The sequence below is a fragment of the Pedobacter sp. genome (assembly GCF_035317785.1).
Lineage (GTDB): Bacteria > Bacteroidota > Bacteroidia > Sphingobacteriales > Sphingobacteriaceae > Pedobacter.
The window spans coordinates 1-13,689 of sequence record NZ_DATHGC010000166.1 but is presented as its reverse complement, the minus strand read 5'-3'; the positions used below and the strand labels follow the sequence as shown (position 1 = coordinate 13,689).

Here is a 13,689-nt window from a genome sequence, read left to right as displayed (position 1 = left end):
ATAGATTCATGAAAATAAAACTTAATTCTTCAGCTATGTTAACTTCCAATATTGTGCTCCTGATAACGGCTTTATCGGTCGCATTGATAACCGGGCTTTGGTATGCCTATTCCTGTTCTGTTAATTTGGGATTGGGGAAATTACCAGACAGGGAATACCTGATGGGAATGCAGTCTATCAACCGGGAAATTCTCAATCCTGTGTTCTTTGCGACATTTATGGGTACCCTGTTGCTGCTGCCGGTCTGCACCTGGTTAAATTACGGACATCCCAGGTTTATCTTTCTTCTGGCAGCATCTGCAATTTATGTCATTGGGGTTTTCGGAGTCACAATTGGGGGCAACGTTCCTTTGAATAATGCGCTTGATGCATTTAATATTCATTCCTCCTCTGCCCAGGATATGATCACTCAGCGGTTAAATTTTGAACAGCCCTGGAATAAACTGCACCAGATCAGGACCATTGCCTCGCTGATCTGTTTGATATTGGTGCTCGTTGCATGTATCAATAATGCTCCGGCTGCATCAAAGGGATAAACTGAACCGTTCCTGTATTCGTAGAGTATCCTTTCCGGATGAATATTCCAGGGGCGGCCTTAAGGTCCCTTTACAATCGTTGCAAGGCCCGGGGGGTCATGCAACCCCCTAGCAACCCCCTAGATGGGGTTGTGGAGAAGTCATGAAGACAGGGTACCAGAAAGGCAACAAGGTAATGATATTGATAGTTGAAAGCGTCTTAAAATGACTACGTTTAAGAAACGTGCAAGTCGTTTTAAAGTGCTTAGAAATTATTTTATCCAAAATTTTTAATCTTGGCACATTTCTTTCTAAGGTACTCCCGGAAAACAAATACATCTAACACATGAAAAAATTAATTATTTTGGCCGTAGGCCTATGTATTGCTGGTGCTGTACAAGCACAAAGCCCGATCAGATTGGGCGTGAAGGCAGGATTAAATTTACCGGACATCATTAAAGGGGACGGAAACAATGATTTTGACACGAAATTAAATCCCGGATTCAATGCCGGTATCACTTTGGATATTAACCTGATCAAAGGTCTGGCGTTTACTCCGGAGCTGCTATATGCGACTAAAGGATATAAAGCAACGGCTCCTTTTGGAGAATTTACGCAAACCACACACTTTATTGACCTTCCCCTTTTGGCAAGTCTCAACCTGGGTGGCAGTAAATTAAATCTGGTAGTTGGACCTCAGGTATCATTTTTGCTGTCAACTAAAAATAAATACGATACTGGATTTGGAACTGCTGAACAGGAAATCATTGAAGATAAATCAGACAGGTTCAAAAAGAGCCTGGTTGGTGGTTTGATCGGTTTCAGATACGACGTTACAGATAAAGTGGATATCCACGGACGCTATGCTTTGGATTTTCAGAAAAACAATGAAGACGGATCCAAAGAAACACCTGAATACAGGAACCAGGTATTCTCTGTAGGTCTGGGAATTAAGTTTTAACAAACCCTAAATTTTAATAATTGAGCCGCCTGATCAGCGGCTTTTTTTATGCCCTGTCTTAGATTTGGTACACCAGACCAGGTCTGGTGAAACAGCGGTGACCATACCGCGTTGTTTTTTATTAAACAATTGATTTACAGTTATTTGTATTGAATATTAACTGAAATTTTCACTCATAATCCGATGTCTTTGGCATGGTTATTACAAGACCTGTATTGAATTTTTAAACAAAAGACTATGAAAAAATTATTCATTATAGGATTAGGACTTGCACTAAGCAGTGCAGCTTTTCAGGCAGCAGCGCAGACGTCTCAGTCTGCTGCAAACGACAAAATGCGCTTCGGTATCAAGGCCGGAGCCAACCTGATGAAAATGGGTAAATTACAATTTGCCGGGCAGAACTATGCTACCGATTATAAGGTCGGTTTCCAGGCCGGTGTTTATGGCGATCTGCCTATGGGCGGCAATTTTGCATTTCTTCCGGAAATCACTTTTACTCAAAAAGGCGGTAAGCTCAAGGAAACTGTAGCGGGTAATACCGGTGAATTTGACAGCAAGGTTTCTTATATAGATGCCCCAATGCTGATCGGTTACAAAGCGACACCGGAACTTACTGTTTTTGCGGGTCCGCAGGTATCTTTTCTGGTTGACCAGACTACGACCTTTAAAGTAAATGGCGAGGAAACGGGTTCTAACTCCAATAAAGATAACTGGAGTAAATCTATCGCCGGGGGAGCAGTTGGACTGAACTACAGCATTACCCCAAATATCAATATCAACGGAAGGTACAATATGGATTTCCAGAAAGCCCTCAAAGACAAGGCGGAGCAGGACAAAATTAAAAACAGTGGTTTTGCCTTATCACTGGGTTATACTTTCTAATTCTAAGTTCAGCAACATTTAATTAAACAGGCCGCTTCCTTTGCAGGGGCGGCTTGTTTTTTAAAACAAATCCAAATACAGGTCGTTATATCATTGAAGATTAACGTACCAGTTTAAATTATTTACCTAAATTTAGAACAATGAAGAACAAACAGGACGCAAGGCATACCAGTTCAGAACAGGGAAGACCTACTTCAGACCGCATGTACCACAATGCTAAAGACGATAAAAAGCAACAGGGAATTACCAATGGCGGAGGTCAGCGGTCTGACCAGACTTCAAATAAAGACAACCAGCGCAAGCGCGAAAACCATTAAAGAGCCTTATTGTGTGTGAGGATAATATTCCTATTACCTGTAATGGGCATTCTGATCAGAATGCCCTTTTTGGCGTCTGGGTTTTTCGCAGGTTTTAGTTAACTTTGAAAATAAACATAGTTATCCATAATGAACGTCAGACACATTTTAACCACCGTATTTCTCTTCATTGTTCTATCATCAGCCTCTGCCCAAAAAATTTCTTATCTGCAATCCTTGTCTGCACCAAATCAATGGGTGGATTCTGTATTCAATAAAATGAGCAAACGGCAAAAGATCGCGCAGATGTTCTTTGTCAGGGCGCATACCAATTTGGGCAAGGCCTATGAAGATTCTGTCGGCCTGGTGATTAAAAAAGAGCGCTTAGGCGGTGTGGTATTCTTTCAGGGAGGACCGGGCAGACAGGCGGTACTGACCAATGAATACCAGTCACATGCGAAAGTACCGCTTCTCATTACTTCCGATGGGGAATGGGGTCTGGGCATGCGTCTGGACAGCACCATCTCCTATCCGTATCAAATGGCACTAGGAGCAGTTCAGGACAAAAACCTGATCTATAAAATGGGTCTGGAAGTTGCAAAAGATTATAAGCGCCTGGGTATGCACATGAACCTTGCGCCCGATGTGGATGTCAACAACAATCCTAAAAATCCAGTGATCAATTTTCGTTCTTTTGGGGAGAACAAATATAATGTAGCCAGTAAGGCCTCTGCCTACCTGAAAGGGATGCAGGATGGCGGGCTGCTCGTGAGCATCAAGCATTTTCCCGGACATGGTGATACAGATGTGGATTCACATTATGACCTTCCGCAGTTAAAATTTTCAAAAGAGCGGCTCGACAGTCTGGAGATCTATCCATTCCGGGAACTGATCAGGGAAGGGGCTGCGGGCGTTATGATCGCGCACATGAATATTCCGGCGCTGGATGCTACACCAAATATGCCTTCGACTTTATCTAAGCCTATCGTCACCGGCATATTAAAAGGCGAACTCGGATTTAAAGGATTGATCATCTCTGATGCGATGGGCATGAAAGGGGTGGTAAAATATTTTACAGACGGCGAAGCAGATGTCATGGGTGTGATTGCCGGCAACGATATCCTGGAGCTTTCTGAAAATAGCGGCAGGGCCATAAAACTCGTGCGTAAAGCGGTAAGGCAGGACAGGATCAGTATGGAAAGAATTGATGAAAGTGTAAAAAAGATCCTCACCGCAAAGTATTGGTCAGGTTTGAACCTTAAAGATACCATAAACGAACACAATGTACTGGCGGATGTGACAAGATCGGAAAGCCTTCAGCTAAGACAGGAACTGGCAGATGCCTCAATGACCATGCTGAGAGGAAAAGATTACATCAAAACCTTATCACCTGAAAACAGGACGGTGATCATCAGCATCGGCACCCCCAATGTTACGCTGTTTCAGCAGGATCTGGGCCTCTATTATAAGAACTCTATTTTTTACACACTGGACAAAAACGCAAATGCCAATGCAATCGCAAAAGTAATGAAGGACATCAATATGTTCGATCAGGTGATCATTGGCATTCACGATACACGCACCCGGCCCGGCAATGGAATGGTATTGAGTGAAGACCTCAGGATGTTCATTAAAGATATGGCCGGCAAAAATGCAGTGTTTGCGCTTTTTGCAAATCCCTACAACCTTTCAGCTTTGCCTGGACTGGAGAACAGCAAAGGCCTGGTGGTTGCTTACCAGAAAGAAGATTTCATGCAGCAATCGGCAGCTGCCGTATTCAAAAATAAGCTGATCACCACAGGGAGGTTGCCTGTTACGGTAAATACCTTCTTTAAATATGGCGACGGAGAGAAGCCGGAGATTATTTTGCCTTAGTTTCTTTGTAAGAGGCGGGGTCTAGTGCTTTCACTGTCCAGCCTTTCAGGAAATCGCTGACCACTTTAACATCATGTCCGGTTTTCTTTTTACCGGTCTTCGGGTCCAGTTCACCGGTTTCCAGGTATGCTGAGTTTTGGGTGTGCAGGAGCTTACCGTTGCCGTCCAGGATCAGGAATACCGGAAATCCGAAACGCTGAGGATAGTTAAGGCTTGCCAGGACGGCTTCATTCTTGTTTTCAGGGCTATAATTTACCAGAACCACTTCATAATTATAATTCAGCAGGGTTTTTAGCTCAGGGGTGTGATCTACCATGTTGTGAAATGCAATGCACCAGCCGCACCAGTTGCCGCCGACCTGGACAAACACCTGCTTGCCCTCTTTTTTTGCTTTTGCAACGGCAGCATCGATATCTGCTCGGGCATTGGCCTGCGGATTGTAAATTTTTATAGCTTCTTTTTTAGCAGTTGCTGTGCTTTGGGCAAATGCCGGCGCGGTGAAGGCCAATAGCGCAATCATGATCAGTTTTTTCATGGCATTTCGTTTTACACTACAAAGTAAAGGTATTATTTTAATAACTTCACCTCATGCCCCAACAGCCACTTAAAATATTACAAGCATCTGCAGGTTCAGGTAAAACATTCAGCCTGACAGCACATTACCTTACTTTATTGCTGGCCGGCGAAAACAGATACCGCGAGATCCTGGCCGTGACTTTTACCAACAAGGCCACTGAGGAGATGAAGACCCGGATCATGGAAGTGCTGAAGGGTTTTGCTGAGGGAGATGCCTCCAAAAAGATAAATGACTACAGGGAGATCGTGTTAAAAGCGCATCCTGATCTGGATGCGACCGCATTAAAAGAACGATCTGATAAAATATACCGGAAGATCCTGCACGACTACAGCCGTTTTTCCGTGAGTACCATAGACGGTTTTGTACAAAAAGTGATTAGGGGCTTTGCCTTTGAACTGGGACTGGATGCCGGCTATGGCCTGGAGATGAACTACGATAAGGTGAAGCAGGAGCTGGCGCAAAGGCTCGACAAGGCATTGGATACCAATCCTGTGCTGCTGCAATGGATCATAGATCTGGCGCTGGACCGGATCAACAATAACCTGGGCTGGAACTACCGGCGGGAGCTGATTGAGCTGGCCAATGAGATCTTCAAAGAGCGGTATCAGCCTTTTGAAAACGCAGTCAGGCAATTTGAGAATTCAGCCGATCTGGATGCGCTTTTTAAGGATTACAATAAAGTCACCAGGCTGGGCATTGAGGCCTTTGAAAGTACCATTACGGACCTGGCGCTGCAGGGACTTCAAATACTTGAAGTGGAGGATGTAGACGTTGCGATGATGAAAGGGAAATCACGATCTCCGCTGAACAACCTCTCCAGGATCAAAGACGGAGACCTGAGCAGGGTTGCCGGTTTCTCCAAACTGGTTGACCAGCCGGAAGAATGGTTTCAAAAAGGATATGGCGGTACTGCTTATGAGGAGCTAAACCCTGTATTGTCAAAATTACTGAACACTTATCAGGAAGGTTTACCGGCATATCTGCTGGCTTTGGCCTTCAATAAAAACCTGTATTATCTGCGCCTGATGCAGGAGATGGCCATATTGCTAAAAGATTACAGAAGCGAAAGCCCGAACCTGCTGATCAGTGATGCGCAGACGCTTTTAAGGGGCATAACGGATGATGCCGATGGCAATCCTTCTTTTATCTGGGAGAAAATGGGCAACCGGTACCGTAATTTCCTTTTTGACGAATTTCAGGACACCTCTGCCAGTCAGTGGGGAAGTTTTAAATCCCTGCTGACAAACGCGATCGCCTCTGCAAGCGGCAACATGACAGACCACCTGATCGTTGGGGATACCAAGCAGTCCATATACCGCTGGCGCAACGGGGACTGGAACATTCTCCACCAGCAGGCCAGACAGGATGTTCAGATCCACAATGTCATAGAGGAAAGCCTGGAAGAAAATTACCGCAGTACCAAAAATATCATTGAATTCAACAATTCGCTGTTCAGGAAACTGCCGCAGCTGATGCAAACCCACCTGAACGGGGCGATAACAGAACAGGAAACAGCTGAAATACTTGACTGGTGGTGGCAAAGGGGTTTTGACCACATTGTGATGGATGTCTATGCAGAGGCTACCCAGAAAACAACTCCTTTCACATTGGAAGGCGGGAGCATTCATTTCAATGTATTAAAAACAGACAGTGAGGGCAAGGCTTTGACTAAAGGTACCTTCAGGGACCTTTCCCTGCAGAAAATGGTAGCCGAACTGGAAGTCCTGCTTCGGGTTAAAAATTATCAGCCCGCGGACATTTGCGTATTGGTCAGGTCCAATTCCGAGGCTGTGGCTGCAGTGGAAATGCTGATGAACAATGGCATCAATGTGATCTCCGGAGAAGCGCTGCTGCTGAACAACAACAGTGCAGTAAAGCTGATCATCAATACCTTCCAGGTTCTGGGCGGCCTGGCCCAAAATACGGCCTTATATAAAGCAAATTGTATCAGTCTGTACAGCAGACTTGAAAACAAGTCACTGGAGCCGCAATATTTTTTCAATTTGAAAAATAAGACCCTGGCTGAACTGAAGGGGATATTGCCGGACGATCTGTGCCTGAACTGGCATACCTGGATGCAGCAGCCGATCCCGGCATTGCTGGAAAAGATCATCGAGTCCTATGGGCTTCATGAAAGCAAAAACGCTTCACACCTGCCATACCTGCTGGCATTGAGAGACCTGACCGGGAACTTTGCCCAGCACGGTGAAAAGGGGATTGCATCATTTCTCTCCTACTGGAATGAAGAAGGGGGAAGAAAGACATTGCCCTCCTCAGACAATACCGATGCTGTACAGGTCATTACCATTCATAAATCAAAAGGCCTTGCATTCAGGGCTGTCATGGTGCCATTTTGCAACTGGGACATTAACGGGAAAACCAATGGCATCTTTTGGGTTCCGGCAGAAAACACGCCTTACCATCATTTGCAGAGCATTCCGCTGAAATATAATAAAGAGCTGGGCAGATCAAGTGTAGCAAAGCCCTATTTTGAAGAATTGCTGTACAACAATATGGATGCGCTGAATATGCTCTATGTGGCCGCCACACGCGCTAAAGAGTATCTGTACATCAGTACGCTGGGCAAGAAGACTGATACCATTACCAATATCGGCGACCTGCTGTTCAAAGTTTTTGAAGATGAGCTGTCTGAAGACAACAGCTACGTCATCGATGACCCGGTAAACGCAGTACCTTTCAGAGCGGACAGGGGCAGTTTCATTGAACTGGAACAGTATCCGGTTTCTAACCGGCTCAGCCAGGTTTTTGACGCCAGTCTGAAGCGCCGAGAGATAGATCTGCTAACCGGGGAAAGCGCGGGCAGAACCGGAACCATCCTGCACGAAGTACTGGCCAGGGCAGGTACAGCTGAAGGAATAGATTCAGTGTTGCAAACCCTGCTTTTAGAAGGCGTTTTCAAGGCGGCTGAGCTCCCGTTTTTAAAGAATCAGGCTGTAGCCGTATTACAGCATTCCGGCCTGCAGGAGCTCCTGAACAAAAGTGAGCAGAGTTTGAACGAGCGCAGCATCATAGATGCCAATGGAAAAAGTTACCGCCCTGACAAAGTATTGGTGAACGGAAATGAGGTAACCGTGATCGATTATAAATTTACCCAGCAGGAAAGCGACCGGCATATTGAACAGGTCAGCCATTATAAAGCATTGCTGCTGGCTATGGGATATCCGCATGTAAAAACCTATTTGTTTTACGCGGTCAGCGGGCAATTAAAATTAGTTTAACGATTAAAGGCAAGGACAGCATGAAGCCATTTTTAAGAGAGGTAGCAGAAGACCTGGTGTCGCGTTTGGGCGACGACCTCCAGCATGCCGCAATTGTTTTCAACAACAAAAGGCCGGTGGCGTATTTGCAGAGCCATCTTTCACAGGTGATCGGCAAACCCTTTTGGAGCCCGTCATTTTATACCGTTCAGGAATTCTTCGCTTTGTCATCAGCGCTGAAAATAGCCGATGCCTTTACACAGTTTTTCACTTTATACCATAAATACAATGAACTGGTGCTGCATGAGGGCGAAGCAGCGATGGAACCGGCGAGATTTTACCCCATTGCACGCATCATACTGAGTGATTTTGCCCAGATCGACAATGACCTGGTCAATGCGGAAAAGCTGTTTGAGCAACTGGAAGATTTTGCAGAGATCGACTACGAATTCGACTATTTATCCGAAGAGCAGCAGGAATTTTTAGCCGGTTTCTGGAGGTCCTATTCAGAAGGGAAACAAAAAAAACAACAGGAACAGTTCATTCGGATGTGGCAGCGCATGCCGAAACTTTACAATACCTATCATCAGGAGCTGAAAAGCAAGGGTCTTACTACTATGGGGCATGTATACAGGCTGCTTGCGGAAAACAAGGCCGGACTTCCCGGTTTTACAGATATATTTGATAAGGGAAAACTTGTTTTTGTAGGGTTTAATGCCCTCAGCAGGTCTGAAGCTGCGGTGTTCAGACGCTGGCAGGATGAAGGAAGGGCTTTGTTTTACTTTGATACTGATTCCTATTATCTGGATGATCCGATACAGGAGGCCGGACTGTTTTTAAGAAAAAACCTGGAACAGACAGGGCTGGTAAACTCGCTGGGTGCAGAGCGGGCATTCATCAGGGATGAACCTAAAAGTGTAGATGTTTACAAAGCCCAGGGTCAGGCTGCCCAGGCTAAAATATTGAGTAAAGCGCTGCAGCAGGATTATCCATTGCTAAAACAAGCAGACAATGCGGGGAAAATAGCACTGGTACTGGCCGATGAAAGTTTGCTTCTGCCCGTATTGCAGACTATTCCCACGCACTATACCGATGGTGATCAGACACATGCCATTAACTTAAATGTGACCATGGGTTATCCTTTGGTCGCCTCTTCTATCTTCGGGCTGGCAGATTTATGGCTCAGTGTGCAGGCACAATTGATACAGGAAGAAAAGAACACGGTAAGCTATAAAGAGGTCGAGGCCTTTCTTTCACATCCGCTTACCGGGATCTCGGAAAAGATGCGGGGTAAAATACAGGAGCGGCTATTGTCTGAACAACTGGCGGAAGTGCCTCTGGCAAGGCTGCAGGGACAAAGGGGATTGCTCGAGTTGTTTTTTACAAAAGCAGAAAGCAGTGCGCAGGCAACCAATACCTTACAGGCGATCTTTAAGCGCATTCTGGAGCAGCAGCTGGCAGACAAGTCCTTAAAACAAACAGAAGCAGACCTGTTTGTCGCCACGATAAAGGAATTAAACCGCCTGCACGACGGACTTACCACCTACCTGCCTAAGCTGAACTCCGGCAAGGAATTGTCTTTTGTACTGTCGCTGATTCAAAAAGCCATCCAGGGCATCGCCGTGCCGCTGACCGGGGAGCCTTTACGTGGAATCCAGGTGATGGGCCTGCTGGAAAGCCGGAGCCTTGATTTTGAACAGGTCTATATTTTAGGCGTTAATGAGGGCCTGCTTCCTCAAACCAGTGTTGCGCCCAGCTTTATCCCTTACAGCATCAGAAAGGCTTACGGATTACCTGTACTGGAAAACCTCGATGCGATATCAGCCTATATGTTTTACCGCCTGCTGCAGCGCTCTAAAAAGGTGAGCCTTGTTTACAACGCACAGGCAGACGACAGCAATACGGGTGAACCAACACGGTTTTTAAAGCAGCTGGAATATGAAAGCGGATTTACTTTTAACTATCTGGAACACAAGCAGCACATTGCCACCGAAAAGCGGCCGCTGGTCGTGGTTGAAAAAGATGCGAAGGTGATGGCCTTGCTGAACAGGTACCTTACCGGAGAAGTCCCCTTGTCGGCCTCTGCATTAACGGCCTATGTCAACTGCCCCCTGCAGTTCTTTTACCGGTATATCGCCAAAATAGAAGAACCCGAGGAAATCTCGGAAAATCTGGAGGCAAATTACATTGGGTCTATGCTCCATTACGTGCTGGAGACCTTTTACCAGCAGCTCAGGAGGCAGGATCCATTGATGACCAGGGAACGGATAGCTGAACACCGCAGGCATATTCCTGAATTGACGGTCAGGGCTTTTGCCAAAGTAATGTTCAAGAATGAGAACCATCAGCTGGCCCACAATGGAATGCAAAAGGTTGTGCTGGCCATAGTAGAAGAATACGCTGGCCTGATCCTCGATCATGATGAAAGCGAGGCGCCTTTTGAAATTATTGAACTGGAAAAAAGAGACAAGATCCAATTTGGCTTTACGGTAAACGGCCTGGACAAAAACATTACCCTCCATGGGATCATAGACCGTATAGACCGTAAAAATGGTGTTACGCGGATTGTGGATTACAAGACAGGAAGTGACAATTTGCGGTATACAAACCTGGAAGATGTATTTGACACCAATGGCGGTAAACAGAACAAAGCGCTGATCCAGACACTGTTTTATACCTATGTATTTGAACAGGCCAATGCCTTGCAAATGGTAGAGCCCAATCTTTACAGCATCAGAAACATGCGAAAAGAGGGAACATTCTTTATGGAAGGCAAAGATAAGATCAAATTGCAGGGAGAATTGCTGGAAAGTATAAAACTGGAGTTTCTCACCTTCCTTAAGTCCAAACTTGCCGAGCTTTTTGATGAGAATATACCGTTTATTGCTACAGAAAATGAAGCGGGATTTATGTATTCGCCATATTTGACCCTTTGCGGGATGTAAGTTTAGAGAGAGATCGGTAAAACCGAGCTTGCGAGATCATGAATACCAGTAAAAGACAGGTGATCAATGACGAATAATTGCATTTAAAAACAATTTTATCTAAGTTTGCCGCTAGTTAATATTTGAATATACAATGAGAGAGATTCAATTTAGAGAAGCTTTACGTGAAGCCCTTAGTGAAGAAATGCGTAAGAATGAAAACGTTTTTTTGATGGGCGAAGAAGTTGCACAATATAATGGTGCATATAAAGTAAGCCAGGGCATGCTGGATGAGTTTGGCGAAAAGCGTATCATAGATACTCCTATTGCAGAACTTGGCTTTACCGGAATCGGCATTGGCGCAGCAATGAACGGATTGATCCCTATTGTAGAATTTATGACCTTCAACTTCTCGCTGGTTGCCATAGATCAGATCATTAACGGCGCTGCAAAAATTCTTTCCATGAGCGGCGGACAGTTCACCGTGCCGATTGTATTTCGCGGACCAACAGGCAATGCCGGTCAGCTCGGCGCCCAGCACTCCCAGAACTTTGAGAACTGGTTTGCAAACTGTCCCGGATTAAAAGTGGTAGTCCCTTCTACTCCTTACGAAGCTAAAGGTTTATTGAAACAATCGATCATTGACCCGGATCCTGTAATCTTCATGGAATCTGAGGTGATGTATGGCGATAAGGGCGAAGTGCCTGAAGATGAATATTATATTCCATTGGGCAAAGCCAAAATTGTAAAAGAAGGAACAGATGTAACCATCGTTACTTTTGGCAAAATGCTGACCCGCGTGGTAAATCCAGCTGTTGAAGAACTGACCAAAGAGGGAGTGAATGTTGAAGTGATCGATCTGCGTACTGTACGTCCTATCGATTATGCAGCCATAATTGAATCTGTTAAGAAAACCAACCGTTTGGTGATCGTTGAAGAGGCATGGCCACTGGCTTCTATCTCTTCTGAGATCGCATTTAATGTTCAAAAGAATGCTTTTGACTATTTAGATGCCCCTGTACTGCGTATTACTTGTGCGGATGTACCGCTTCCATATGCTCCGACCCTTATTGCAGCCAGCTTACCTAATGCTGAAAGAGTGGTAAAAGCTGTAAAAGAGGTCATGTACGTAGCAAAATAACACCTATTATTTAAGAAAAATATAATCCCGTTGGTCATACCCTGCGGGATTTTTTATTTATTTTTGGCGCCATTGTCCTTTAAAAGATCAAATACAGATTAAAATGAGTAATCACTCAATCATTATTGCTGCGGAACTGGCAGTTGCAGAAAAGCAGGTTATTGCTACTATTGAATTGCTGGATGACGGAGCAACTGTTCCGTTCATCTCACGTTACCGTAAGGAAATGACGGGAAGTCTGGATGAAGTACAGGTTGCTGTCATCCGTGACCGTTTTCAGCAGCTCAGGGAACTGGATAAACGCCGGGAGGCCATATTAAAGGCATTGGCGGCGCTCGATAAGCTCACCCCGGAACTGGAAGCCCTGATCAATGCGGCTACCAATATTGCGACGATAGAAGACATTTACCTGCCCTACAAGCCGAAGCGTAAAACCAGGGCATCAGAAGCACGTAAGAAAGGTCTTGAGCCTCTTGCACTTTCCATCCTGGCACAGGACAACAAAGATCCCGAAGCAACAGCTGAACAGTTTCTGAACGAAGAGCTGGGTGTGAACGCCATAGATGAAGCACTGGCGGGGGCACGTGATATCATTGCTGAGCTGGTCAACGAGAACGTTGATGCACGCACCTCCATGAGGAAATACTTTCAGCAGCACGCTGTGGTTAAATCTACCGTCGTCAAAGGCAAAGAAGAGGCCGGCATCAAGTACAAAGATTACTTTGACTGGAACGAGCCGCTTAAGGCAGCGCCTTCACACCGGGTGCTGGCAATGAGAAGGGGCGAAAATGAGGAGATCCTGAAACTGGAAACAGCGCCTGCTGAAGAGGGGGCCATTGAAATCCTCGAAAAACGATTTATAAAAGGAAACAATGCCGCGTCTGCACAGGTAAAACTGGCGATACAGGACGGGTATAAAAGATTGCTTGGCCCTGCTATGGAAACTGAAGTCCGCGGGCTTTCAAAGGAAACTGCGGATGAAGAAGCGATCAGGGTATTCGCAGAAAATGCCAGGCAATTACTGCTTGCCGCGCCAATGGGAGAAAAGAATGTACTGGCAATAGATCCGGGATTCCGTACCGGCTGTAAGGTGGCGTGTTTAAACAAACAGGGTAAGCTGCTGGAGAATACCACAATTTATCCGCATAACGGAAACAGGGGCGTCCTGGAATCTGCTGAAACCTTAAAAAGGCTCTGCAGGGAACATGAGGTGGAAGCCATTGCCGTCGGCAACGGCACTGCGGGCAGGGAAACTGAGCTTTTCGTTCGCGGGCTTGGTCTTGAAGACGTCCTGGTTGTG

Annotated in this window: 10 protein-coding genes; 9 read left to right on the top strand and 1 reads right to left on the bottom strand. The window is 45.6% G+C overall.

What is annotated here, in order from left to right:
- The first annotated feature begins 8 nt into the window (after nt 1–8).
- The 5 genes from VK541_RS10165 to VK541_RS10145 all read left to right on the top strand — a co-directional run bounded on the left by VK541_RS10165 (nt 9) and on the right by VK541_RS10145 (nt 4,529).
- Nucleotides 9–536: a DUF1772 domain-containing protein gene (locus VK541_RS10165; RefSeq protein ID WP_324369586.1), complete on the top strand. Its 528-nt coding sequence runs from the start codon at nt 9–11 to the stop codon at nt 534–536.
- A 325-nt stretch (nt 537–861) separates the two neighbouring features.
- Nucleotides 862–1,476 (top strand): porin family protein, encoded by a 615-nt coding sequence (locus tag VK541_RS10160; protein ID WP_324369584.1) that lies wholly within the window; start codon nt 862–864, stop codon nt 1,474–1,476.
- 237 nt (nt 1,477–1,713) lie between these two features.
- Nucleotides 1,714–2,358, top strand: coding sequence for a porin family protein (locus tag VK541_RS10155; RefSeq protein ID WP_324369582.1), 645 nt, complete (start codon nt 1,714–1,716; stop codon nt 2,356–2,358).
- A 140-nt stretch (nt 2,359–2,498) separates the two neighbouring features.
- On the top strand, nt 2,499–2,675 hold the full coding sequence (locus VK541_RS10150) for a hypothetical protein (protein WP_324369580.1): 177 nt from the start codon (nt 2,499–2,501) through the stop codon (nt 2,673–2,675).
- A gap of 129 nt (nt 2,676–2,804) precedes the next feature.
- Complete coding sequence (locus VK541_RS10145; RefSeq protein ID WP_324369578.1) at nt 2,805–4,529, top strand: glycoside hydrolase family 3 protein; 1,725 nt, start codon at nt 2,805–2,807, stop codon at nt 4,527–4,529.
- Here VK541_RS10145 and VK541_RS10140 read toward each other — a convergent pair.
- Nucleotides 4,516–5,064, bottom strand: a complete 549-nt coding sequence (locus VK541_RS10140) for a thioredoxin family protein (RefSeq protein ID WP_324369576.1) — start codon at nt 5,062–5,064, stop codon at nt 4,516–4,518. The genes VK541_RS10145 and VK541_RS10140 overlap by 14 nt on opposite strands.
- Before the next feature lie 53 nt (nt 5,065–5,117).
- On the opposite strand from VK541_RS10140, the gene VK541_RS10135 reads away from it, so the two are divergent.
- From VK541_RS10135 to VK541_RS10120, 4 genes are all read left to right on the top strand, one after another.
- Nucleotides 5,118–8,345: a UvrD-helicase domain-containing protein gene (locus VK541_RS10135; protein ID WP_324369573.1), complete on the top strand. Its 3,228-nt coding sequence runs from the start codon at nt 5,118–5,120 to the stop codon at nt 8,343–8,345.
- Nucleotides 8,346–8,365: 20 nt separating this feature from the next.
- Complete coding sequence (locus tag VK541_RS10130; RefSeq protein ID WP_324369571.1) at nt 8,366–11,269, top strand: PD-(D/E)XK nuclease family protein; 2,904 nt, start codon at nt 8,366–8,368, stop codon at nt 11,267–11,269.
- Nucleotides 11,270–11,402: 133 nt separating this feature from the next.
- On the top strand, nt 11,403–12,389 hold the full coding sequence (locus VK541_RS10125) for a pyruvate dehydrogenase complex E1 component subunit beta (protein ID WP_324369569.1): 987 nt from the start codon (nt 11,403–11,405) through the stop codon (nt 12,387–12,389).
- Nucleotides 12,390–12,492: 103 nt separating this feature from the next.
- Nucleotides 12,493–13,689 (top strand): Tex-like N-terminal domain-containing protein (locus VK541_RS10120; RefSeq protein WP_324369567.1); only part of this gene is annotated, 1,197 nt, incomplete at its 3' end.